Annotated in this window: 25 protein-coding genes; 12 read left to right on the top strand and 13 right to left on the bottom strand. The window is 70.2% G+C overall.

Annotation, left to right across the window (positions count from 1 at the left end; all coding sequences use genetic code 11):
* The 3 genes from LR393_RS32820 to LR393_RS32830 form a co-directional block, all read right to left on the bottom strand.
* A partial coding sequence (locus LR393_RS32820) for a sensor histidine kinase (protein ID WP_231489107.1) occupies positions 1-702 on the bottom strand: 702 nt, incomplete at its 3' end.
* A gap of 5 nt (positions 703-707) precedes the next feature.
* On the bottom strand, positions 708-1,784 hold the full coding sequence (locus LR393_RS32825) for a hypothetical protein (protein WP_231489108.1): 1,077 nt from the start codon (positions 1,782-1,784) through the stop codon (positions 708-710).
* Positions 1,781-2,365, bottom strand: coding sequence for an RNA polymerase sigma factor (locus tag LR393_RS32830; RefSeq protein ID WP_231489109.1), 585 nt, complete (start codon positions 2,363-2,365; stop codon positions 1,781-1,783). The genes LR393_RS32825 and LR393_RS32830 overlap by 4 nt, the downstream gene beginning before the upstream one ends.
* A 172-nt stretch (positions 2,366-2,537) precedes the next feature.
* Here LR393_RS32830 and LR393_RS32835 point away from each other — a divergent pair, with 172 nt between their 5' ends.
* On the top strand, positions 2,538-2,717 hold the full coding sequence (locus LR393_RS32835; RefSeq protein ID WP_231489110.1) for a hypothetical protein: 180 nt from the start codon (positions 2,538-2,540) through the stop codon (positions 2,715-2,717).
* Positions 2,718-2,800: 83 nt separating this feature from the next.
* Entirely contained in the window at positions 2,801-3,742 is a 942-nt protein-coding gene (gene bla / locus LR393_RS32840) for a class A beta-lactamase (protein ID WP_231489111.1), read from the top strand.
* A 7-nt stretch (positions 3,743-3,749) separates the two neighbouring features.
* On the opposite strand, the gene LR393_RS32845 is transcribed toward bla, so the two are convergent.
* The gene (locus LR393_RS32845) at positions 3,750-5,753 is read right to left on the bottom strand and encodes an acyltransferase family protein (protein WP_231489112.1); all 2,004 of its coding nucleotides are present in this window, start codon (positions 5,751-5,753) and stop codon (positions 3,750-3,752) included.
* 156 nt (positions 5,754-5,909) lie between these two features.
* On the opposite strand from LR393_RS32845, the gene LR393_RS32850 reads away from it, so the two are divergent.
* Positions 5,910-6,578, top strand: coding sequence for a phosphatase PAP2 family protein (locus LR393_RS32850; RefSeq protein WP_231489113.1), 669 nt, complete (start codon positions 5,910-5,912; stop codon positions 6,576-6,578).
* On the opposite strand, the gene LR393_RS32855 is transcribed toward LR393_RS32850, so the two are convergent.
* Complete coding sequence (locus LR393_RS32855) at positions 6,536-6,700, bottom strand: hypothetical protein (protein ID WP_231489114.1); 165 nt, start codon at positions 6,698-6,700, stop codon at positions 6,536-6,538. The genes LR393_RS32850 and LR393_RS32855 overlap by 43 nt on opposite strands.
* Before the next feature lie 206 nt (positions 6,701-6,906).
* Here LR393_RS32855 and LR393_RS32860 point away from each other — a divergent pair, with 206 nt between their 5' ends.
* Positions 6,907-7,077, top strand: coding sequence for a hypothetical protein (locus tag LR393_RS32860; protein WP_231489115.1), 171 nt, complete (start codon positions 6,907-6,909; stop codon positions 7,075-7,077).
* Between the two features lie 69 nt (positions 7,078-7,146).
* Here LR393_RS32860 and LR393_RS32865 read toward each other — a convergent pair whose 3' ends face one another.
* The 3 genes from LR393_RS32865 to LR393_RS32875 form a co-directional block, all read right to left on the bottom strand.
* Entirely contained in the window at positions 7,147-7,305 is a 159-nt protein-coding gene (locus tag LR393_RS32865; RefSeq protein WP_231489116.1) for a hypothetical protein, read from the bottom strand.
* A 449-nt stretch (positions 7,306-7,754) separates the two neighbouring features.
* Positions 7,755-8,312: a hypothetical protein gene (locus tag LR393_RS32870; RefSeq protein ID WP_231489117.1), complete on the bottom strand. Its 558-nt coding sequence runs from the start codon at positions 8,310-8,312 to the stop codon at positions 7,755-7,757.
* A gap of 78 nt (positions 8,313-8,390) precedes the next feature.
* Complete coding sequence (locus tag LR393_RS32875) at positions 8,391-8,561, bottom strand: CsbD family protein (protein ID WP_231489118.1); 171 nt, start codon at positions 8,559-8,561, stop codon at positions 8,391-8,393.
* A gap of 409 nt (positions 8,562-8,970) precedes the next feature.
* On the opposite strand from LR393_RS32875, the gene LR393_RS32880 reads away from it, so the two are divergent.
* Both LR393_RS32880 and LR393_RS32885 read left to right on the top strand, forming a co-directional pair.
* Positions 8,971-10,332, top strand: a complete 1,362-nt coding sequence (locus LR393_RS32880; protein ID WP_231489119.1) for a right-handed parallel beta-helix repeat-containing protein — start codon at positions 8,971-8,973, stop codon at positions 10,330-10,332.
* A 167-nt stretch (positions 10,333-10,499) separates the two neighbouring features.
* On the top strand, positions 10,500-10,976 hold the full coding sequence (locus tag LR393_RS32885) for a BLUF domain-containing protein (protein ID WP_231489120.1): 477 nt from the start codon (positions 10,500-10,502) through the stop codon (positions 10,974-10,976).
* Positions 10,977-10,993: 17 nt separating this feature from the next.
* On the opposite strand, the gene LR393_RS32890 is transcribed toward LR393_RS32885, so the two are convergent.
* Both LR393_RS32890 and LR393_RS32895 read right to left on the bottom strand, forming a co-directional pair.
* Positions 10,994-11,746 (bottom strand): ZIP family metal transporter, encoded by a 753-nt coding sequence (locus LR393_RS32890; protein ID WP_345718649.1) that lies wholly within the window; start codon positions 11,744-11,746, stop codon positions 10,994-10,996.
* Between the two features lie 328 nt (positions 11,747-12,074).
* Complete coding sequence (locus LR393_RS32895; RefSeq protein ID WP_231489122.1) at positions 12,075-13,106, bottom strand: LacI family DNA-binding transcriptional regulator; 1,032 nt, start codon at positions 13,104-13,106, stop codon at positions 12,075-12,077.
* A gap of 134 nt (positions 13,107-13,240) precedes the next feature.
* Between LR393_RS32895 and LR393_RS32900 the strand changes: the two genes are divergently transcribed.
* Genes LR393_RS32900 through LR393_RS32920 form a run of 5 tightly spaced genes read left to right on the top strand, consistent with a single transcriptional unit; the run spans position 13,241 to position 20,281 of the window.
* Positions 13,241-14,644 (top strand): ABC transporter substrate-binding protein, encoded by a 1,404-nt coding sequence (locus tag LR393_RS32900; RefSeq protein WP_231489123.1) that lies wholly within the window; start codon positions 13,241-13,243, stop codon positions 14,642-14,644.
* 11 nt (positions 14,645-14,655) lie between these two features.
* Positions 14,656-15,585 (top strand): carbohydrate ABC transporter permease, encoded by a 930-nt coding sequence (locus LR393_RS32905; RefSeq protein WP_231489124.1) that lies wholly within the window; start codon positions 14,656-14,658, stop codon positions 15,583-15,585.
* Position 15,586: 1 nt separating this feature from the next.
* Entirely contained in the window at positions 15,587-16,444 is an 858-nt protein-coding gene (locus LR393_RS32910; RefSeq protein WP_231489125.1) for a carbohydrate ABC transporter permease, read from the top strand.
* A 29-nt stretch (positions 16,445-16,473) separates the two neighbouring features.
* Positions 16,474-18,582, top strand: coding sequence for a glycoside hydrolase family 2 protein (locus LR393_RS32915; RefSeq protein ID WP_231489126.1), 2,109 nt, complete (start codon positions 16,474-16,476; stop codon positions 18,580-18,582).
* Between the two features lie 40 nt (positions 18,583-18,622).
* A complete protein-coding gene (locus LR393_RS32920) occupies positions 18,623-20,281 on the top strand; it encodes a sialidase family protein (protein ID WP_231489127.1) in 1,659 nt (552 codons plus the stop codon).
* Here the strand turns inward: LR393_RS32920 and LR393_RS32925 are convergent.
* Together LR393_RS32925 and LR393_RS32930 are read right to left on the bottom strand one after the other, a co-directional pair.
* Complete coding sequence (locus LR393_RS32925; RefSeq protein WP_231489128.1) at positions 20,236-21,528, bottom strand: multidrug effflux MFS transporter; 1,293 nt, start codon at positions 21,526-21,528, stop codon at positions 20,236-20,238. The two genes, LR393_RS32920 and LR393_RS32925, sit on opposite strands and share 46 nt — an antisense overlap.
* On the bottom strand, positions 21,525-22,382 hold the full coding sequence (locus LR393_RS32930) for an NAD(P)H-binding protein (RefSeq protein ID WP_231489129.1): 858 nt from the start codon (positions 22,380-22,382) through the stop codon (positions 21,525-21,527). Before LR393_RS32930 ends, LR393_RS32925 begins: the two co-directional genes overlap by 4 nt.
* A 73-nt stretch (positions 22,383-22,455) precedes the next feature.
* Between LR393_RS32930 and LR393_RS32935 the strand changes: the two genes are divergently transcribed.
* The gene (locus LR393_RS32935; RefSeq protein WP_231489130.1) at positions 22,456-22,878 is read left to right on the top strand and encodes an RrF2 family transcriptional regulator; all 423 of its coding nucleotides are present in this window, start codon (positions 22,456-22,458) and stop codon (positions 22,876-22,878) included.
* Here LR393_RS32935 and LR393_RS32940 read toward each other — a convergent pair.
* The gene (locus LR393_RS32940; protein ID WP_407937373.1) at positions 22,875-23,474 is read right to left on the bottom strand and encodes a nucleoside deaminase; all 600 of its coding nucleotides are present in this window, start codon (positions 23,472-23,474) and stop codon (positions 22,875-22,877) included. The genes LR393_RS32935 and LR393_RS32940 overlap by 4 nt on opposite strands.
* Between the last annotated feature and the right edge of the window lie 7 nt (positions 23,475-23,481).

Raw genomic sequence — 23,481 nt, forward strand, 5'->3', positions numbered from 1 at the left:
GTGGGCCCGCCCCCGCCAGCCGCCCAGGTGCGAGCGGCCCACCTCGAGTGTCCCGCCGCAGGCCGCCGCGCGCTCGCGCATGCCGATCAGCCCGTACCCGCTGCCGGTGCTCTCACCGTCACCGGCCGGGCCGCTGTCGTGGACCTCCACCAGCAGGCCGTCACCGGCGTCCCGCAGCACGACCATCGCCCGTCCCGCCCGGGCGTGCACCAGGGCGTTCGTCAGCGATTCCTGCACGATCCGGACCGCCGCCAGTTCCACCGCCGGCTCCAGCACCAGCGGCGCGGCGGGGAGGCGCAGTTCCACCGGCATCCCCAGAGCCCGCATCCGGGCCGCGGTCTCCGGGATCTGGGCCAGGGTCGCCGCCGCCGGGGCGTCGGCCGAGCGCAGCACCTTCACCGTCTCCCGCATGGCCGTCAGGGTGCGCTGCCCGTCCAGGCCGATCTCCCGCAACGTCTCCCGCAACTGGTCGGGACGCGCGTCCACCATTCGATCCGCCGCCTGCGCCCGCATCACCACCGCGCCGATATGGTGGGACACCACATCGTGCAGCTCCCGCGCGATCCGCCGGCGTTCGGCCGCGACCGCCAGCTGGGCCTGCGCGATGTCCCGCTGCCGCCAGCGCATCTCCCGGCGGCGGGAAACCAGCGCACCCAACCCGACCAGCGCTGCGACCGCCCATCCGAGCACCGAGAGCACCACGCCGGTCAGGATTTTCCGTCGGTGAGGTCGGCCACCGTCACCCGGGAGACCCGGTAGGTGCTGTGCGAGGAGTCAGCGCCCTTCTCCAGGCTCTGGCTGGACGAGGTGATCGGCGTGCCGGTCTGCGCGTCGATCGTCAGTACCTCGCTGGCGCCACCGCTGAACAGGTCCGGCCCGGCGCTCAGGGTCAGCGTGGGCACCCCGTGCGTCGTGCTCTCCTCGACGCTCACGCCGGGAACCGACGACAGCAGGCGCAGCACCCCGGCCCGGACCTGCGGTTCCCCGGCACCGGCGGACAGGGCGTCCATCCCGTTGATCCACAGCCGGTTGCCGACCAGGTTCTCCAGTTCCTTGCCGGTGGGCGGGTGCTCGGGCACCTCGTAACCCTTGAACCGGTACATCTCGGCGTCGGCCTTCATCTGCCGGTCCCAGATCTTCTGCCGCTCGGCCTCACTCAGGCCCAGGCCGAAGGCATTGGGCGCGGCGTTGACCATTTTCGTGCGGGCGGTGTCCAGGTCACCGTCGGCCGCGTAGAGGGCGGCCTCGACCTCCCGGGCGTAGATCCCGTCCGAGTACTCCTCACCCGCCGAAATGGCCTGCGCCAGCGATGTCTCGTCACCCCCGGCGTAGTAGTCGCCGTCGTCGGTGTAGAGGTTGTAGCTGACCTCGGCGGCGCCGTCACCGATCTTCTGCGAGCGGATCACGAGGGACGCGTCTCCCGACGCGGGTGCGGTGGCGGCGGTGATCCGGGAGGCCAGGGCGACCAGCTCGGACTCGATCACGGGGGACACGGGCGCGCCGGTCGCCGGGTCGCCCGGGGTGGCGGGCGACGAGGTGGAGACGACCGCGAACACCACGGCCACCGAGGCCGCGAGCGCGCCCAGACCGGTGACGACGAACTGCCGGGCGCGCTGAGTGCGCTGGGTGCGCCGTGGGCCCCGCAGTCGCCCGACGGTTCCGGCTTCTGGGACCGACCGGGCCATCTCGTCCCGTAATTTCGCGCGGGCCTGCTCGTAGGCCTGCGGCCGCAGGGGCTCGACCTCCAGCGCGCGGCTCACCAGATCCATCTCGTCCACGATCACTCGCCGTCCTTCACGTTCACGCTGTTGAGTTCAGCCAGGAGCGCCGCGACCGGCGGAGAGCGGCGCAGGGTGGCCCGGGCCTGGTGCAGCAGGCGGCGGGCCGTACCGGCCGGGATCCCGAGCACCCGGGCCGCGTCGGCCGCGGTCAGGTCCTCCCCCGCGACCAGGGTGAGCACCTCCCGTTCGTCGGGTCTCAGCCCGGCCAGGGCCTCGCGCAGGGCGGCCCGGGTGTCGACACGGGTCTCCACCGCCGGCCAGGGGTCCCAGTACCCCGACGGCCCGGGCAGATCGGTCAGGTCCGGCACCAGATCCTCGGGCGGCAGGGACCGCCAGTGCTTGCGCACCCGGTTCAGCGCCACCGTGTAGAGCCAGGGCCGCGCGTCGGCGTAGGCCGGGTCGTAGGTGCGGCGGGAGGCGAAGGCCGCCACCCAGACATCGCCCAGCAGGTCCTCGGCCGCCGCGACCCCGACCCGGCGCGACAGGTACCGCCCGATCGCGACCTCGTGCCGGGCGACCAGGTCGACGAAGGCCTCGTCGTCACCGTTCAGGGACCGGGCGATCAGCTCAGCGTCCGACGCCACGGATCTCCTGCTCGCGGTCATGGTCTTCACATAGTGCAATAGCCGGGGCCGGGTCGAAGCGTTCAGCCAAGTCCCTGTGAGCCGGGCCACACCCGAATGGGTTACCGGCACAAATGCGGTGATCCCGTGGTGCACGATCCGTCGTGCGGACCGGGACCGGCCCACGCCCGGCATGCTGCAGTGGGTCCACCGCCCGGGCAGCCCGGTGGCCGCTCGCGACGCCGATGCGGTGTCCGGGCTCGTGCAGGTCGGGCTCTACTCCGGGGACCTGGTGATCCTGCGGGCGAGCGACGGTGACGTCGTGCTGCGTTGGAGGGCCGGTGGGTTCCCGGTGGTTCCGCGCTCTCCGTGACGCACCGGGGGCCCGGCCGTCTCGCCGTCGGTTCGCCGGACGGCCGTATTCTCCTGATCCCGGCGCCGTAGAAGGAGCACGCAATGACGCGCACGTCCGCAGGTAGGGGCCGCACGCTGGGCAGTGTCCTGGCCGCCGCCACGGCTCTGGTCGGCTGCACCGCCGGCCCGACCCAGGCCGCCACCCCACCCGCGACCACCCCGGTCACCGACGCAACCACCGCGTCCACCGAGGCGTCCACCACTTCGTCCGGTAAGGCTTTCCGGGCACTGGAGAAGGCGTTCGACGCCGACCTCGGGGTCTACGCCCTCGACACCGGCACCGGCCGCTCCGTGGCCTTCCGGGCCGACCGGCGTTTCGCTTATGCCTCCACCTTCAAGGCCCTCCAGGCCGGTGTCCTGCTGCGGCAGCGCACCGACGCGCAACTGGAGAAGGTCGTCCGTTATCAGGAGTCCGACCTGCTGGACTACGCGCCGATCACCCGCGAGCACCTCGAAACCGGCATGACTCTGCGGGAACTGGCCGACGCGTCGGTGCGGTACAGCGACAACACCGCGGCCAACCTGCTCTTCGAGGAACTGGGTGGGCCGGCGAAGGTGGACAAGGCCCTGGAGCGGATCGGTGACCGCACCACCCACGTGGACCGGATCGAGCCGGACCTGAACGAGGCCACCCCCGGCGACATCCGCGACACCAGCACGCCCCGGGCGCTGGCCAACGATCTGCAGAAGTTCGTCCTGGGCGATGCTCTGGACGAAGGCGACCAGGCCGCCCTGACCGATCTACTACGGCGGAACACCACCGGCGACAAGCTGATTCGCGCCGGTGTCCCGCAGGGCTGGAGGGTCGGCGACAAGACCGGGGCGGGCCGTTACGGCACCCGCAACGACATCGCCGTGGCGTGGCCCACCGACGGCGACCCGATCGTCCTCGCTGTGCTGTCCACCCGCGACGATCAGGACGCCACCTATGACGACGCCCTGATCGCCCGGGCCACCGAGGTCGTGATCGAGCAGCTCGGGTGAGGGCTCGTCACGGCTTCAGAATGCCCGCGATCACGCTCTCCAGATCGGTGCTCAGCGAGGCTGATCCGATGCGGTTCAGGTGGCTGTAGTCGTAGTACGCCAGCCGGCCGTCCACGAGCGGGCTGCACATGGTGCCGTCGCAGAAACGGCTCCACGGGTCGTACACCGCCACCCCCGGCATCCGGCTGACCGTCGCGAACTCCGCGTCCCGGGCCGCTCCCTGGTAGGAGAGCACCCCGCTCTCGCTGCGTCCGCAGATCCAGTTCGCCAGACCACCCCGGCACACACCCTGTTCGTGCATGGCCTCGGTGGCGAAGCTCGGCACATCCATCACGTAGAGCACCGGAATACCTTCCTGCGTGAGCTCTTCCAGGGCCGGCCGCAGCGGCTCCGGCCAGGTCTGATCGTTCCGGTACCGGTGCAGCGCCCAGGAGGAGACCACCACCAGCGACGGCGGGTCGTCACCGGACACCGCCCGGTCGAGCTGGTCGGAGGCCAGGGCGGCACAGTCGAACTCGTGGTTCGCGGCCGCCGTGCGGCTGAACACACAGCTCGCGCCGGTGGCGTACTGGGTGCTGAGACCCAGCCGGCGGTCGGCCCCGATCAGGCCGGTGGACAGGGCGTCGGCGTGGGAGTCACCGGCGAGCATCACCCATCCCTTCGCCGAGGGGACGACGTCGGTGCACCGGGTCAGTTCGGAGGCGTCGTAGGCGCGATCGTGGATCAGGCAGTTCTTCTCGCGTCCATAGGTCGGCAGGTCACGCTGCTGGGCGTAGCCCGCGGCGTCGGGGATGCCCTGGGCGCCCGCGGCCGGGGCGGTGACGGCGATCAGCACCACGACCGCCGCCGAGACCGCACCACCCAGGTACACCCGGGGCAGGGCGATGCGGCCGTGCCGCAGTGGCTGCTCGACGTAGCGGTAGCTCAGCACCGCCAGGAGCAACGAGACCAGTACCGCGGCCAGGGTCACGGCCGGCGGCGGGTCGGGCCACAGCACCGCGGCGAACACGATCATCGGCCAGTGCCAGAGATAGATGCTGTAGGAGAGGTCGCCGGTCACGCGCAGCAGCGTCGAGGCCAGCAGCCGGGTGACCGGGTTCGGCCCGACCGTGCCGGCCAGGATCAGCAGGACGGTCGCCAGCACCGGGAGCAGGGCCGCCGGGCCCGGCCAGGGAGTGGCCCGGTCGACGGTGAGATTGAGGACGAGGAGGGTCACCAGCCCGGCTGCGCCCAGTGCGGTGGGTGCCCACCGGGGTGAGCGTGCTGAGGCTGTTCGCCAGGAGGTGACCCAGACCGCGAGCACCGCCCCGGCACCGAACTCCCAGACCCGGGTCGGCGCGGTGTAGAAGGCGAGGTCGGCCGCCGGATGGCCCCCGATGCGCCCGTCCGCGAACGACCACCACACCGACAGCGCGAAACTCGCGGCACTGATCAGGGTCAGGGCCAGGATCCGCCGTTGGGGCCCGGCCAGCTTCCACACGACCACCAGCAGGAGCGGGAAGACCAGGTAGAACTGCTCCTCCACGCTCAGCGACCAGACGTGCAGCAGCGGGTTGGTCTCGGCCGCGGCGGCGAAGTAGCCGCCGCTGGTGCCGAGGATCTGCAGGTTCCCGACCAGCAGAACGGCGGCCAGAGCAGTGGACGCGGTGGCCGGCTGGGCGTCCAGCGGCGACTGGAACAACAACGACAGCAGGACGACGACCAGCAGCATCACGACCATCGCGGGCAGCAGCCGGCGCACGCGCCGGGCGTAGAACACGGGGAAGGAGAACCGGCCGCCGTCTCTCAGTCTCTGGATCTGGCCGGTGATGACGAATCCGGAGATCACGAAGAACACGTCGACGCCGGCGAACCCGGCGGGCAGGGGCAGGCCGGCGTGATAGAGCACCACGAAGATCACGGCGACTGCCCGTAACCCCTGGATATCGCTTCTTCTGGCGCCGGTCCCGGTGAACGCCCGGGCGTCTGGCCGGTTCTGGTGCTCGATCGTGGTCATCCGGCTGGAACTCACGTCTGGCGTCGCTCGCCTTCCTCCGGTACGGCCCCTTTTCTGAAGATCATCACCGAATGCCCAGGACTCGCCAGCGCAGGTGCCACCCGGCGCCGGTGAGGCGGTGGACAGGTGGCGGGTGCCGACCGGCGTCGTCCCTCGGCCATCATGGTGTGGGTGAGCGCACCCGAGCCGACGCTGAGCAGGCACACTTCCGTGACCGGAACGGCCGTGAGCCGGTGGGTCGCCGGATGGGTCGTGCTGACCGGGCTGACGCTGCTGGTCACCGCGGGGGCGACCAAGGGGCTGGACCGGTCCACGCTGGGCTGGTTCACCGTGCTGGACCGGCCCGGGACCGTGCACCTGGCCTGGCGCACCTTCGTGATGGGCGGTCAGTTCTGGCTGGTGGGTACCGCCGTGGTCGTGGTGGCGGCGGCGCGCTCCTGGCAGTGGCGCTCGTGGCGGCCGTTCCTGGTCGGCACGGTGGCCGTCGTCTGCCTCGACGTGCTGCTCCTGACCTCCAAACCGCTCATCGGGCGCACGTCCCCGCACAGCGGCCTGAACGAGGTGCTGGCCGGGGGCAGTTCCTACCCCTCCGGGCACACTGCGAACGCCACCCTGTGCCTGGCGCTGCTGGCGGTCCTGCTCACCAGCACGTACCGGCTCCGGGCCCTCGTGGTCGCCGCCCTGATGGCAGCCGGCGTCGGCATCTGCAATCTCGTGCTCGGCTACCACTGGCTCAGCGAGGTGGTGGCCGGCTGGATGCTGGGCGCGCTCGTCGTCACCGCGGCGGCCTCCCAGCTTCAGCGACCACCGGTCAGCGGCTCCCGCAGCGCCCGGGCGTAACGCCGGCGATAGACCCGCTGGGCCACCAGGACGACCGGGAACAGCAGGCGCCACCGGCCCCGGGGCGCCCGGGTGTGCAACCAGGAGCCACTGCCTTGCGAAAGCCATTCGTGGGCTCGCACCTGAGCCGACTCCGGGCCCGAGTTCGGCCTGCGGTGCGGGGAAGTCGTTCCGAGCCACGTTCGGCGGCTACTTCGCCCCCTGAAAGGTCACAAATCAGGCACCGTTCAACGTTGGGGCGCTTCGTGACGCATACTTAGATGTGAATCTTCGCCCTCCGCCTGCACGACGCGTCCTCCCCGGCAGCCCTTTCGCACGGCCTGCCCGGGTGCCGACCGCCTCCGAACACCTGGAGGACGGCGATCGCATCACCCACGACCGCTACGGTCTCGGGACGGTGGTGCGGATTCTCGACGACTACGAGGTAATCGTCGACTTCAAGCACGATCCGGACGGCACCACCCGGACCGTCTCCCATGTGAAACTCACCAAGCTGTAGCTTCCGCGGTGTGGGCGAGTCGCGATCGGCGACGCGCCCACACCGGAAGACTTCCGCCGGTGGGTCCGGTCAGTCCGGACCGGCGTCGTCCGCCTCCAGGGTCAGGCTCGCGGCCCGCTCGGCCGGTTCCAGTTCCTCCACCGTCACGTCGTCGACGAACCCGTCGGCCCAGACGTTCACGCTGCACACGGCGGACTCGTCGGCCTCGGGCAGGAGGAACGGCGCCATGAGCTGCGGGGCCGTGGGCCCCGCCGACCCGCGGTGATCAGGTTCTCCCGGCGAATGCGCCAGTTGTCCGAGAGCTCTCCGAGTGCCGAGGCCAGATCGACGTGGGCCAAGACCCGGCCGTCCTGGTCGGCCGCCGGCCGGGAGTTCTTCAGGTCGCCCGCCACCTGGCCCCGTCGCGTGGCCGTCATCTGCGGGACGTCGAGCTCGATCTTCACGTGGTCCGCCACCGCCACCCCAGCCACTGTCCACCGCTCCCCCGGCCCTGATCACTCGGAGCCGCCGGGCGCCACCTACAGATCGGCCCGGGGCTCGGGGCACCGCACCAGAGATGATGCACAGCAGGTGATTGCGGCAATACGTTCGGTATTCTTCCGGCGGGGGCCCGGACCAGGACGTGGCACCTGGCCCGGGATCCGAGGACGAGCCGAAAGGTCTTGCGGGAAAAGATGTCAGCTGCGCCGGGCAGCCTTCTTCCGCAGACCGCCGATCACCTCGCCGGTGCGCTGCTGCTCGCCCTGCTGGGCCCCGAGCACCACGATGATGGCGGTCAGCACCGGGGTGACCCACTGCAGTCCGCGCAGGCGCCGCTGGGCGGCGGCCGCCTCGTCCGGTGTTCCGGCTGCGGGTGTGGTGGCACCTTCGGCGTCCACCTTCCCGGCGGAGGCGAGCCGGGCGCCCAGATAACCGCTGTAGGCGGTCGTGGCCACGGCCGCGACCGTGATCAGCGACTTCACCGCGGTGTTGGACGTCACACCGCTCTGGTGGCGCACCCGGTCCCGGTTGGCCAGCACGAGAGCCGCCCCACCGATCAGGTGCGCACCGATGGCGGCGGCGTTGACCGGGCTCCAGCGGGCCCATCCGTCCGCCGCGATCTCGGCGCGCTCACGGGGATTCACGATGTCGGACGCGGCCCCGTTGAGAGCCACGGCACCCATCAGCGATCCTCCCAGCCAGGTGGCCGCACCGACATCGTGCAGGGACCTGATCAAGGTGTTGCGTGCACTCACGTCTGACTCCTGGGGTCGGGCCGGGTGGTGCGGGGGGTGACCGTCGGCCCGGTCGGTGGACCGGACGACGCGGCGGTGCTACTTGAAGACGTCTTTGACCTTTTCCCCGGCCTGCTTGAGATCGGCCTTGCCCTGCTCGGCCTTGCCCTCGTCCTTCAGGTCCTGGTCGCCGGTGACGTCACCGGTCTTCTCCTTGGCCTTGCCGGCCAGCTCGTCGGTCTTGTTCTCGAACTTGTCGTCGGTGCCCATGGGGTCTCCCTCGTCGGTGGGGTGATCGTCGGGCCGTGAGCCGCCACGTGTTGCTGTCAGCCCAAAACCTCGATCTGACAAGCGTTCCTGACCTGTCGTGACGACGTTCGCACGGATCGTGGCAACGCGCACACCGATCACGACCAGCCCGGCCCGAAACAAAGATTTGAGCTTCGGATTTCAGTGCCATAACCGTCGGGGTTTGACACGCAAATTCGGCGACTTTAATCTCGGCGACGACCCCGGAGCACCGGACGGATCACCCTGGTATTCACAGGAAATCCATACCGAAAACTGGCGTCAAGCAAGCATTATCCCGAACCTAAATACTTCGCTGAAATCGTGAACCGGGCCGACCTTCGGTTTTCCTGACTTCTGCGTCTGGTCAGCAGGAAGGCCCGCCACACCCATGAAGCTCTCCCGCAAACCCGGCAGCCGGCGCAAGCTGCGCCTCGTCCCGGTCGTCACGGTCACCGCCGCGCTTCTGGCCGGTGGCGCCACGGCCTACGCCGTGAACCCGTCGACGAAGTCCACCGTGACCGCGGCGGCGACCGGCACCACGTACTACGTGGCCCCGGGCGGCAGCGACAGTGCCGCCGGTACCGCCGCGGCCCCGTTCAAGACGATCGCCAAGGCCCAGTCGGTGCTCACGGCCGGCGACACCGCCTACTTCCGGGCAGGCACCTACAAGTACACCGCGGCGACCAAGGCCTGCTCCAGTCAGACCGCCCTGGTGGACGGGATCACGCTGAGCAAGAGCGGCAGCTCGGGCAAGACCATCAACTACCTGGCCTACCCGGGCGAGACGCCGGTCTTCAGCTTCTCCGGGATGAAGGACGACTGCCGGATCAAGGGCTTCAACGTCACCGGCAGCTACATCCACCTCAAGGGCCTGGAGATCTCGGGCGTCCCGCAGAACAACAACCTGAACCACGAGTCGTGGGGCGTCTACATCACCGGTAGCAACAACACGTTCGAGCAGCTGAACCTGCACAACCACATGGGCCCCGGGCTGTTCATCAAGGACGGCAGCTCGAACCTGGTGCTCAACAGCGACTCCCACGACAACTACGACCTGCACACCTCGAACGGGGCCGGCGAGAGCGCCGACGGCTTCGGCGCCCACGTGCCCGCGGGCAAGACGGGCAACGTCTTCCGCGGCGACCGGGCCTGGTCCAACTCGGACGACGGCTTCGACCTGATCAACGCCTTCTCCCCGGTCGTCATCGAGAACTCCTGGGCCTGGAGCAACGGCTTCATCCCGGGCACCACGACGGCTGCGGGCAACGGCAGCGGCATCAAGGCCGGCGGTTACGGCGGCGTCTACTCGGCGAGCGCCGCGAAGCACGTCGTGCGGTACTCGGTGGCCTTCAACAACCGCTCGGCCGGCTTCTACGCCAACCACCACCCGATCGCGCTCGACTTCTACCACAACACCAGTTTCTCCAATCACCCCGACTACAACATGCTCGGCATCACCTCCTCCGGTGCTGCGGTGGGCCTGGGCAACCTCCACGACAACATCGCCTACGGCGGCACCCTGCTGAGCAACACCACCGGCACCACGCAGAAGAACAACTCCTGGAACCTCTCGACCTCCCTGGCCGGCAAAGACTTCCAGAGCCTCGCCACCACCGGCTGGGCCACGGCGCGGCAGTCCGACGGCAGCCTGCCGGTGCTGGCCAGCCTGCACCTCGCCACCACCAGCCCGCTGTACGGTGCAGCCAGCGACGCGAGCACGGCCAGCACCAAGAACATCGGGGCCTTCTGATCCCGAGGTAGATCCGACGCAGCAGACTCTCTCCGCGCTCCCGCACCAGTAGCACGCCGGCTGGTGCGGGAGCGCGGCGTTCGGTCGCAGATGTGATATCCAAGCCCGTGGTGTGGAGGAGCCCGCACCCGTCCGGAACCGCAGCGACATCTGAGGGGCCATCACCGTTGTACGAGCTTCTTTACATCAGCCAGGCCGTGGTCGACCTGACCGAGACCGAGATGGAAGCCTTCCTGGGCCGCAGCCGGGAGAGGAACGCGCAGGCCGACATCACCGGGATCCTCCTGCACATCCACGACGGGCCCGTCGGTGACGAACCGTTCCGGGCCGCATTCTTCGTGCAGTCGCTGGAGGGACCGCAGGAGGCCGTGGAGCAGACCTACGAACGGATCCGGGCCGACATGCTGCACACCGATCTGACGGTCGTGCACCGCGGTCAGCGAGAGAGCCGGTCGTTCGCGGGCTGGCGCATGCACCTGACCCGGATGACCTCGGAGGCGGCGCTCGCCCTGATTGCCCGCGAATCCCAGCCGGACTCCGGGCCGCCGCTGCGCAGCGACAACCCGGCCGACACCTTCGCCCTGCTCCGGGACCCCCTCATCGCGCGGGCCCTGCTGGTGGTCGTCGCCGACCAGTCACGCTGAGCTGGTTCTGAACCGGCTCAGCCCATCCGCTCGACCCCGAACGCCAGCACGAAGCCGACGGTGGCGATCAGGCCGGTGTAGAGGTGAGTGCGCTCGAACGCCTCGGGGATCATGGTGTCGGCCACCATCGCCAGGATGGCACCGGCCGCCACGGCAGTGATGGTCGCGATCAGCACCGGTGAAGCACCTTGCAGCAGAAGGACTCCCAGCAGGCCGGCGAGCCCGCTGAGAACGGCGATACCGATCCAGACACCGAACACGTACCGGGCGCCGCGACCGTTCTGCTTCATCCCGGCCGCGCTGGACAGGCCCTCGGGCAAGTTCGAGATGAAGATCGCGAACAGCACCGCCACCCCGACCCCGTCACCGCTCAGCAGCGACAGCCCGAGCACCACGGACTCGGGAATGCCGTCCAGCAGCGCCCCGATGGCGATGGCCGCACCACTGCCGCCCTGCTCGTGCTCGGAGGGCTGCTGATCGCCGGACCGTTTGCGGTGCCGGGCGCCCCGCCGCGCCAGCGCGACGTTCGCCGCGACGTAGACGACAGCACCCCCGAGGAACCCCAGGACGGTGGCGGTCAGGCCGCCGGTGGCCTCGGCCTCGTCGACCAGGTCGAACGCCAGCGCCGAGATGAGAACCCCCGCACCGAAAGCCATCACGCTCGCGACCACCGGCTGCGGCACCCGCAGGAACCACGCCACCGCCGCCCCGAGCACGAGCGCTCCCCCGGCGAACAGCCCCCAGAACCCGGCCTGCAACCAGATCGGCACGATCACGCCCTTTCCCGAGCACCACCGCCGGCATCTGCGCAGCGGAGCCCCACTGTCGCCGAGCCCCGACCGTCGCGCTACCCGGAACGCCACCGCGACCCGGACCGCACCCGCTACCGCCTTCGAGGCAGTGCTGGACCGGGGACGCCTTCAGCCGCCTCCGGTGCGAGCGCGGTTGTTCGCGACGGCGCAGGGGCTGTACGAGCACGCGGGTTTCACCGAGTCGACCTGACCTGGCGTCATCCTTGTTCGTGATCGGGCAAAGTGTCCCCGGAGTTCTAGATCTGTCCCTTCAAGAGTTCTAGAACGCTGGGGAGACTTTGCATGATCACGAATGGATTATTGGTACCTCGCCCCCCGTACTCTCCCGGGCGATCACCGTGTGGGAGGCGGTGATCTGGAGTGCCGGCTGGCCGGGTTCGTCGATCCGGTCGGCCACCCGCTTCACCGCCTCTCGCGCGATATGGGGGGTGTCGAGGGAGACCGTGCTCAGGGTCGGGCGGGAGTAGCGGCCCTCGTCGATGTCGTCGATCCCGATCACCGCCACGTCGTCGGGAACGCTCAGCCCGGCGTCGAAAACCGCTCGTACCGCGCCCATCGCCAGCAGGTCGGCGTAGCAGAAGATGGCGTCGGGCGGCTGGGGCAGGGCCAGCAGGTCACGGGCCGCCGCGTAGCCGGCTGCCCGCCGGTAGTGCGCCGCCGCCCGCAGGTACGGCTCCCGGACGGCCAGGCCCGCCTCGGTCATGGCCCGGCGGAAACCGGCCGTGCGCTGCTGCGGGGTGGTGTACGTCTCCTGCGGCTGCACGCCGATCGCCGCGATCCGCTCCCGCCCCAGGCCGATCAGATGCTGCACCGCGTCGTAGGCCGCGCGCTCGTTGTCGATGGCCACGTGGTCATAGCGGCCGTCGAAGTCGTGCTCGCCGAGCAGCACCAGCGGCACGGCCGGCCCGTCCTGCATCGCGCGCAGTTCCGAGGGCGTGACCAGGGGGCTGAACAGCAGGCCGTCGAAGAGCAGGCTCCGGTCGGCGCCGGTGAGCAACTGGCGCTCGCGGTCGTGGTCGTGCCCGGTCTGGTCGACGATCACCCGGTAGCCCACCTCGTCGGCGGCGTTGATCACCTCGCGCGCCAGCTCGGCGAAGTAGGGCACGTCGATCTCGGGCACGACGAGTGCGAGCACGCCGCTGCGGCCGGTGCGCAGGGTGCGGGCGACCGGGTTGGGCCGGTAGTCGAGCTCTTCCATCGCGGCCTGCACCTTGCGGCGCATCTGCTCGCTGACGTGCTGGTATCCGCTGACGACATTGTTCACCGTACGCAGCGACACCTGGGCGTGCCGGGCCACGTCGCGCAACGTCGCCGCCACGGGTGTCCTCCTTGACTCGTCGGATGGTCCTGTCAGTTTAGGGCTTGCCTACGTGCGCAAAAACGTTCTAGTTTGCACACGTAGGCAAAGCGATGTGGACCGCCGCATCAGCTCGTGCACAAGGGAGTGCCCCCATGACGGGAATGTCAGCAGTACCAGCACGTCCGGACTCCTCCGCGACGGGCCGCCTCTCCCGCCGCCAGATGAACGGCCTGCTCGTGGCCGCCCTGGCCGGCGCCCTGGCCGCCTGCGGTCCCAGCATCAACGGTGACTCCGGCAGCGGCGGGGCGGCGAAGACCGACCTGCTCAAGGCCCCCACCGGCGATCCCTCCGGCGAGATCGTCATCTGGGACCGCTCGGGCGACCTGTTCAAGGTCTTCAAGGCCGCGATCCCCGCCTTCAACCAGAAGTACCCGAACATCAAGGTCCGGCACGAGGCCGTCGACATCGACGCGAAGCTCCAGAACACGCTGATCACCGGCACCGACGTGCCGGACGGGGTGTTCCTCGACGACGCCAAGGTGGGCGGGTTCTCCGAGTACCTGTGGGACCTCAAGGACGTGCTGAAGCCCTACCTCCCGGACATCGCCCCGCAAAAGGTGGCCGTCAGCTCACTGGGCGGCGGGATCTACGGCGTGCCCTACGATCTCGACCCGGGTCTGCTGTTCTACAACGAGAAGGCCCTGAAGGCAGCCGGTGTCGACGTCGAGGCGATCGAGACCTACGACGACCTGCTCGCGGCCGCCCGGAAGTACCAGGAGTACCGGCCGGGGTCCGGCCCTATCCACCTGGAGCAGAGCGCCTTCCTCGGCCAGCTCCAGCTCGAGATGTTCGCCGGCCAGCTGGGCACCGCCCTGGCCGGTGGCGACGGCCAGCTCCAGCTCGACTCCCCCGCCTACACGAAGATCCTGACCTGGCTCGACACCGTCAGCAAGGAGAAGCTGGGCACCCGCGCCGAGTACCTCACCCCCGGCGACGTGGGCGCCCTGGAGTCCGGCGACCAGGTCTTCTACCCGTGGGCCATCTGGTTCTCCTACGCCCCGCAGCAGCAGCTGCCCAAGACCTCCGGCGACTGGCGGGCCATGCCCCTGCCCGCCTGGGAGCCCGGCGGCGCCCGCAGCGGTGCGATGGGCGGCTCCTCGTTCGTGCTGCCCAAGGCCGGCGCCAACTCGGGCCTGGCCTGGCTGTTCTACGAGTTCCTGATGTTCGACGAGGCCGGGTACGAGGCGGTGTGGGGTCCCAACGACGTGTACCCGCAGGGCCTGAACACCTCCATCCCCAGCTACCGGCCGGCCGCGAACCCGGACAAGCCGCTGTTCAAGCCGCTGGAGGCCCTCGGCGGCCAGGACCTGTGGGCCACCGCGACCGCGGCCGGGCTCCAGATCCCCGCCGGCGCCGCCATTCCCGCCTGGTGGTCGGGCGCCGTCGACTACCTGGGCAACGACCTGCAGCGGATGCTCGACGGCGACCTCACCCCGGCCCAGGTCATCGACCAGGCGGGCCCGGACATCCAGAAGAACCTCATCGACCGTAGCTGAAGGACCTCGCCATGACCCTCGCCCCGGCGACCCGGGCCGCACCGGCCCCGGCACCTCCACCGCCGAAGGCCCGGCGCGCGGCCCACCTGCGCCGCCGGCTGGCCCCCTATGTGTTCGTCGCGCCGTTCATCGCGCTGTTCGCGGCGTTCAGCATCTACCCGATGCTCTTCACCCTCCGGCTGAGCTTCACCGACTGGCGCGGCTCCGGCACCGCGCAGTGGGTCGGCTGGGGCAACTACACGTACCTTCTGGGCAGCGAGGCGTTCTGGTCCTCGCTGGGCAACTCGGCGATGCTGTGGCTGCTCGTCGTGCCGGTCCAGATGGTGCTGGCCCTGCTGATCGCCGTCTGCCTGAACAACGCCAAACTGCGCCTGCGGGGCGTGTACCGGGTCTCGTACCTGGTCCCGTTCGTCACCCCGCTGGTGGCCGTCGCGCAGATCTGGGTGGTGCTGTTCGACCAGGACTACGGCGCCGTCAACCAGATCCTCTCCGTCGTCGGCCTGCCCGACGTCGGCTGGCTGACCACCACGACCTGGGCCAAGCCCACGCTCGCACTGCTGTTCATCTGGAAGACCACGGGTTTCATCGTCGTCATCCTGCTGTCCGGCCTGCAGAGCCTGGACGAGACGCTCTACGAGGCCGCGGAGATCGACGGCGCCGGCACCCTGCGCAAGCTCTGGTCGCTGACCGTCCCGCTGATCCGCCGCACCCTGGCCTTCGCCGGGGTGATGCAGACCCTGGCGGTGTTCCAGATGTTCGCCGAGCCGTTCGTGGTCACCCAGGGCGGGCCCTACAACTCGACCACCACCGCCGGTTTCCTGCTGTACAAGCACATCAACCAGGCCGATCTGGGCACCGGTGCAGCCAACTCCTTCCTGCTCGTCGTGGTCGTGATGCTGCTGTCGCTGCTGTTCGTGCGCCTGTTGCGGTCGGAGGACTGACATGAACCCATCCCGGCGCACTGTCGCCTCGATCGGGGCCCACACCTTTCTCGGGGCCGTGCTCGTGCTGTCGCTGGCCCCGGTGGTGTGGGCCGTGGTCTCGGCGTTCCGCCCGCCCACCGAGATCGTCTCCCACCCCCTGGGCCTCAACCTCTCCACCCTGACCCTGGAGAACTTCCGGCGGGTGCTCGACGACGTGCCCCTGGTGCAGGGATTCGTCAACACCGCGATCGTGCTGGTCAGCAAGGGCACCCTGACCCTGCTGCTGGCGCCCCTGGCCGCTTTCGCCTTCGCCAAGTACCGTTTCGCGGGCCGCGGCGTGCTCTTCGGGGCGGTGCTGGTGACCCTTATGCTGCCCACCATCGTGCTGATCATCCCGCTGCTGCTGCAGATGAAGGAGCTCGGCTGGGTCAACACCTACCAGGCGCTGATCCTGCCCGGGGCCGTCGACGCCTTCGCGATCTTCTGGATGCGCCAGGTGATCGCCGAGATCCCCGACGAACTGCTCGACGCCGCCCGTATCGACGGCTGCGGCGAGTTCGGGATCTTCGCCCGGGTGGTGATGCCGCTGATCCGGCCCGCCCTGGCCGGTCTCGGGGTGCTGACCGTCATGAACATCTACAACGACTTCGTCTGGCCGGTGGTCGTGGCCAACAGCGAACGCATGGCCACGCTCCAGGTCGTGCTCTCCACCCTCGCCCAGAACATCACCGGCAACCGGATCGGCGCCGACTACGCCACCGTCACCGGCGAACTGCTGGCCGCCGCCTCCCTCGCCATGCTCCCCCTGGTCATCATCTTCATTGCGCTACAACGATATTTCGTCAACGGCATCCTCGCCGGCAGCGTCAAGGGCTGACCTTCCCCACCACTCCTGAGAGGCTTGCCATGACCTCCCCGCCCGAGCTTCTCACCGACGCTCCCGCCACCATCGACGAAACCGCTGCCGACACCGTCGGTGAGGTACCTCGTCCTCAATTCCCCCGGCCCGACCGTGACCGCTCGCACCGCTGGCTGTCGCTCAACGGCCTCTGGGATCTTGAAATTGAGGACGACGTGGTCACCGTGACGGTCCCGTTCGCCTGGGAGACCAGCGCCTCGGGAGTCGCCCGCACGTGGCTGGAGCGGGCCACCTACCGCCGAACCGTGACAGCACCGGCCCGGTGGTCGGGCCACCGGGTGGTGCTGTGCTTCGGCGCGGTGCACCACGAGGCCCGGGTCCTGCTGGAGGGCCAGCAAGTGGCCCACCACGTCGGGGGTTACACGCCCTTCGAGATCGACGTCACCGATCTGCTGCCGCCCGGCGCCACGGCCCGGCTCGAGGTGCAGGTGCACGCCCCCGCCGACAAGCGCCAGATTGCCCACGGCAAGCAGCGTTCCGTCCCCCGCACCGACTACGACGGGGTCTGTTTCACTCCCTCCTCCGGCATCTGGCAGAGCGTCTGGCTGGAGGGGCGCGGCCGCACGTACGTCGAGCACGCCGGGCTGAACGGCGACCTGCTCAACGGTTTCGAGGTGACCGGGCGGCTGGGCGGTGACACCCCGGCCGGCACCCGCGTCACCGCCCGCATCGTCGAGGGATCGGCGGCCCACGAGAGCATCGAGCTGACGGCGGACGCGGACGGCCACTTCAGCGGCTGGCTCCCGGTCGGGCGGCCCCGGCCCTGGTCGCCCGACGACCCGCACCTGTACCGGATCGAGCTGGCCACCGCCGACGAGGTTCCCGACGTCGTCACCCTGACCGGCGGCCTGCGCCGGATCGAGGTGATCGGGGAACAGCTGTGGCTCAACGACTCCCGGCTGTACCTGCGCGGAATCCTTGACCAGGGCTACTGGCCCGGCACCGGGATGACCGCCCCCGACGACGAGGCCCTGCTCCACGATCTGCGGATCGCGCGTGACCACGGCTACAACCTCGTCCGCAAGCACATCAAGCTCGAGGACCCGCGCTGGCTGCACCACGCCGACACCGTCGGCATGCTGGTGTGGGCCGAGCCACCGGCGCCCAGCCGTTTCGGTGCGGACGGGGTACGCGCCTTCGAGGAGCAGCTGCCGGCCATGGTCGAGCGGGACGGCAACCACCCCAGCATCGTGGTGTGGGGCCTCTACAACGAGGAATGGGGCCTGGACTGGGACATCCCGGGCAGCCCGGAGCGTGCGAAGGCGGCCCGCGCCGCCTACGAGAAGCTCCGGTCGCTGGACGAGTCCCGGCCGATCGTGGAGAACTCCGGCTGGTCGCACGTGCTCACCGACCTGGTCGACTGGCACTACTACGACGAGGATCCCGGCTCCTGGGCCCGCAACCTCGCCGACCTGGCGGCCGGGCACCGCGAGGACTTCCCGGTGCGGCTGGGCGCCGACTTCGTGGTGGACAAATCGTTGTACGCCAACGACTCTCACCCCCGCACCGGACTGCCCCTGCTGAACAGCGAGTACGGTGCCGGGTTCACCAGCCTGGAACGGGCCTGGCACCTGCGCTGGCAGACCCAGGAGCTGCGCCGCCACGACCGCTTCGCCGGCTACGTGTACACCGAGCTCACCGACATCGAGCACGAGATGGCCGGGCTGCTCGACTACGACCGCCGCGCCAAAGACCTGGGCGGCCTGAACCCCCGCGACGTCAACGCCGACACGGTGCTGGTCGTCGACCTGGTCCCGGCCGCGGCCGGGGCCGACATCCCCGTCCCCACCGAAGAGCTCACCCTCGGTGTGCATGTCTCGCACCACGGACCGACTCCGCTGACCGGTCGCATCAGGGCCGGCTGGGCCCCGGCCGGCCACCCCGCGAACCGGCCCCTACCAGCCGCGTCCGCCGGGAGCGGCAGTCTCACCGCGCTTCCCTTCACCCTCACCGACACGGTCACCGTCCGCGTCCCTGCTTCCGGCCCCGCCCGGCTGTGGCTGTGGCTGGTGGACGACGAGAACCACATCCGTGCGCGCACATTCGTCGACGCGGCCCCGGTGGAGGAACCGAACCGGCGCGGGGCCCGCCCCTAAAACCCATCCTGCACCACCCAGTCCACGGAAGGACGAAACGATGCGCAACCAAGGACGATTGCGTCACCGCTACCGGTCACTCGCCATGCTGGCCCTGCTCCTGCTCGTAGCCGCTGTCACCGGGCCGGTCACGGCCGGCCCGGCGGCGGCCGCGAGCCCGGGGCAGGTGCTGTACTCCCCTGATCTGGGCGCGTTCCCGAACGGCACGGCCGGGTACCCGCGGGCCATCCGCCTGGACCACGACAACTCCAGCAACCAGACGATGCTGGCCACCTTCGCCAAGGGTGGCCACAACGCGCCGGGCACCCTGCCGATCTACCGGAGCACGAACGGTGGGGACAGCTGGAGCCAGATCTCCACGGTCAGCTCCAACACCGCGGGCTGGGACATCGAGGCGCCCACCCTGTTCGAGGTGCCCCGCACCATCAGCGGCCTGAATGCCGGTGACATTCTGGCCGCCGGAACCGCCTGGCCCGTGGGCGACTACACACAGCAGAGGGTCGAGGTGTTCCGCAGCACCAACGGCGGGGCGAGCTGGTCGTACCTGTCCAACTGCACCTCGACCACCGGGCAGCCCAACACCTGGGGCCACGGGATCTGGGAGCCCGCGTTCCTGGTCGCCGACAACAACAGCCTGGCCTGCTTCATCTCCGACGAGCGGCCGGCCAACACGGCCACGAACAACCAGATCATCGGGCACTACACCTCCACCAACGGCGGGGTCAGCTGGAACTCCACGCTGACCGCGGACGTCAGCTTCCCGGCGGACAACCTGGCCCGCCCCGGCATGCAGACGTTCGCCGAGCTCCCCAACGGCGATTTCATCATGTCGTACGAGATGTGCCGCGACGCCACGAACGCCGACCACGCCTGCGAGGTCTACGTGAAGACCAGCGCGGACGGCCTGAACTGGGGTGCCGCGGGCAGCGCGGGAACATTGGTGCAGACCGCGGACAGCCGCCAGCTCCTGCACACCCCGTACATCTCGTGGACGCCTGGTGGCGGGACCAACGGGACGCTGCTGCTGTCGGGCCAGCGGGTGGTGGCCGGACCGACCGGCAACAAGAGCGTGCTGGCCGAGTCCGGCACCGTGCTGTTCGTGAACCGGAACCTGGGGGCCGGGGCCTGGACCGAGGCGGCCACCCCGGTCACTGTGAACCCGACCGGGGGCTACGCCACCGGCGTCCCCTCGTGTCCCGGGTACTCCACTCCCGCGCTGCCGCGCGAGGACGGCTCCTCGTACGTCTACTTCGCGGCCACCTGGCGCGGCCAGAACAACCAGTGCGACGTGCGTTTCGCCACCGGCCGGATTCCGGGACCGACCGGGACGATCACGGGGGCCGGCGGTAAGTGCCTCGACGTGGACACCAACACCGCCGACAACGGACGCGCGGCCCAGCTGTACACCTGCGGGGTCGCCACCGGGCAGCGCTGGTCGATCGAGAGTGACGGCACAATCCGCGCGTTCGGCAAGTGCCTGGACGTCGACGCCCAGGGAACCGCCAACTTCACCAGGGTCCAGATCTGGGAGTGCAACGGCTCCGGCGCCCAGCAGTGGCAGAAGTCCACCGCGAACGCCCTGCGCAACCCTCAGTCCGGGCGCTGCCTCGACGTTCCCCGGGGCAACACCGCCGACGGCACGAAGCTGCAGATCTACGACTGCAACGGCCTGGCCCCGCAGGCCTGGACCACCCCCTGATCCTCAGCGGGACAAGGCCCTCCGGTGGACGCTGACCGCGTCTGCCGGAGGGCCGCCGATCGGGTGCGGGTGCACCAGACGAATGTCAGCACCGCCGCCACGGTGAAACCGGCCATCACCACGGCCATCGGGACCGCGCTGTACGATCCCCCGATCCCGACCAGCGGGGCGGCCAGCCCTCCGACGAGGAACTGGGCGCAGCCGAGCAGGGCCGCGGCCGCACCGGCGTTCGCACCGTGGTGCTCCAGGGCCAGCGCCGGGGCGTTGGGCAGGACCAGTCCCACCCCCGCCACCATCAGGAACAGGGCGACGATGGTCGGCCCCACCCCGGCTCCCGCGAGCGCGACCCCGAGCGTCAGAGCCGAACCGGTGAACGAGAGGACGACGCCCGCCCCCAGCAGGGTGTGGGCACCGAGTCGTCCCACCAGAGCCCCGCCGATCTGGGCCGCGGCCATGATCCCGGCGCCGTTGACGGCGAACACCACGCTGTACTGCTGCACCGACAGGCCGTGCATCTGTTGCAGCACGAAGGGCGAGCCGGCGATGTAGGCGAACATCGCCGCGAAGACCAGCGCGTTCGTCAGCGTGTACCCGATCAGGACGGGGTCTTTCAGCAGGCGGCGGTACACCGTCGCGATTTCGCGCGCCCCGGCGCGGCTGCGCCGGGCCGCCGGGTGACTCTCCGGCAGGCGCAGCGCGCCGGCCAGCCCCAGGGCGCTGAGACCGCCGAGCCCGACGAAGATCTCGCGCCAGCCGGACACCTCGAGGACTAGGCCACCGGCCAGCGGGGCGAGCACCGGGGCCAGCCCGGTGACCGACAGCATCAGCGAGAAGTAGGCCGCGGCCTGGCTTCCGCTGTACCGGTCGCGGACGTAGGCGTAGGCGATGACGACCGCGAAGGCACCGCCGATTCCCTGGACGGCCCGCAGCCCGACCAGCAGGGCGACCGTGGGGGCGGCCGCGCACAGCAGCCCGGCCAGGGTGTAGAGCGCGAGCCCGAACAGCAGCGGCCCGCGCCGGCCCCGGGCGTCGCTCAGCGGACCGGCCAGCAACTGGCCGGCGGCCAGCCCGACCAGGCAGGCGGTGACGGTCAGCTGGACGGCGGATGCCGACGCCCCCAGATCACCGGCCAGGTCGGGCAGTCCGGGTACGTAGACGTCGGTGGACAGCGGCCCGAGGGCGACGCAGGCGGCCAGGACCACCAGGACGAGCGCCCGTTGCCGGGTTCCTGGGTGGGCGTCACTCACGAGGCTGTCCCGTCGAGCAGCTCGGCCAGTGCGGTGGGACCGCGACCGGTCAGATCGGCGACCACCGGGGTAACCGTCGACAGGTATCCCCCGCGGGTGGCCGCGCCGAACGTGGCCAGCAGGTGCGCGACCGGCTCGGGCAGGCCGGCCTCGCGCAGGGCGGCGGTGTAGGCGTCGTCGTCCAGGTGCACCACCTCCACCTCCCGGCCGCTGCGCCGGGTCGCGAGGGCGGCCAGGTCGTCGGCCGTGAGGGCCTGCGGCCCGGTCACGTCGTAGGCCCGGTTCTCGTGCCCGCCCTGCGCCAGGACCGCGCCGGCGCCGGCCGCGCAGTCCTCGCGGGACACGTAGGCCGCCGCGCCCGCCCCGCCGTTGGTCACCAGGTGCCCGGTGGCGGCGGCCTGGGCGATCGAGCCGGCCTGCAGGTGGGCGTACAGGTTGTTGCGCAGGAACGTCCAGGTCATCGGGCTGTCGCGCAGGGCCTGTTCGGTGTCGGCGTGGTCGGGCACCACCAAGGCCGGGTTGCCCGGGACCGGTTCGGGCACCGAGGTGTAGACGACGTGCCCGACCCCCTGGGCGGCCGCGGCGGTGATGGCTGCCCGGTGCTGTGCCACCCGGTCGCCGATCGTGTCGATTGAGATCAGCAGCAGGCGCTCGACGCCCCGGAAGGCCGCGTCGAGTGAGGCCGGGTCGTTGAAGTCGGCGTGGCGGACGTCGGCGCCCCGGTCGGCCAGATCGCTCAGGGCGCCGGGCCGGCGGGTGGTCAGGACGACCTGGCCCGGGTCGGTGTGGTGGAGGAGGTACTCGGCGGCGGCCCGCCCGAAGGCGCCGGAGGCACCGGAGATCGCGAGGCTCATGACATCCAATCTGTAATCATCATGATTGCAGTTAACCGTAGTCGTGATGATTACGGAATGGCAAGATGGGACCATGGCCCGATCCACCAACACCCAGTTCGCCGTCGCGGTCCACGTGCTGACCTACCTGGCCGGGCGGACCGACGGCATGCCCGTCAGCTCCGCGGAGCTCTCCGGGTCCACCCGGGTCAACGCCGTCCACGTCCGGCGCGTCATGGGGCCGCTGCGCGAGGCCGGGTACGTGCGTTCACAACCGGGCGCGAGCGGTGGCTGGGAGCTCGTGGCGGCACCGGAATCCATTCCTCTGAGTCGTGTCTGGACCCTTCTTCAGGGCGACGACCCGGTCCTGGGCCTGCACGCCCCCGACCCCACGTGTGACGTGGGACGGGGCGTGCAGAAAACCCTCGCCCAGCTCGACCACGGCGTGGCCGACGCCCTGGCCTCCCACCTGAGCCGGTTCACGATCGCCGACGTACTGGCCGGGGACGTGGGCTAGCCGACGATCCCCTGACGGGCGTTGTAGACCAGTGGGTCGCCCGATCCGTACTTGCTGAAGGTCCGGATCGCCCCGTCCCGCAGCACATCTGACTCAACCGTGATACCTCGCGCGGCGAACTGCTCGCGCCAGTCGTCGCGCACCGGGCCCTCGTCGAACCCGGTGAGCTGCTCGCACTCGGGGCCCTCGCCGGCGATCACCAGATGCCCGGCCCCGGACCACAGCGTGGCCCCCAGGCACATCGTGCAGGGCCGCCAGTTGACCACCAGCTCGGTGGCGGGGCGACCGGCCGCGCCCAGGTCCCAGGTCCCCACGACCTGCTGGGCCAGGCTCAGGGCGACCACCTCGGCGTGCACCGAGGACAGCCCGGTGGCCAGGACGACGTTGACGCCCACCGCCAGCACCCGGCCGGTGTCCCGTTCGGCGACCAGCGCCGCGAACGGGCCGCCGTTTCCCTCCCGGTGATTACGGTCGGCCAGCCGGTGCACCAGCGCCATCCGCTCCTGCGACGTGGGCAGTTGTTCTGGCACATCGTGTATTTCAACCGGAACCCAGCTCGGTAAGCTCACCGAGAACGACGTGGCCAGATCCGTGATCTCCATC

It is taken from the genome of Kineosporia mesophila, assembly GCF_021129235.1.
Classification (GTDB): Bacteria; Actinomycetota; Actinomycetes; order Actinomycetales; family Kineosporiaceae; genus Kineosporia; species Kineosporia mesophila.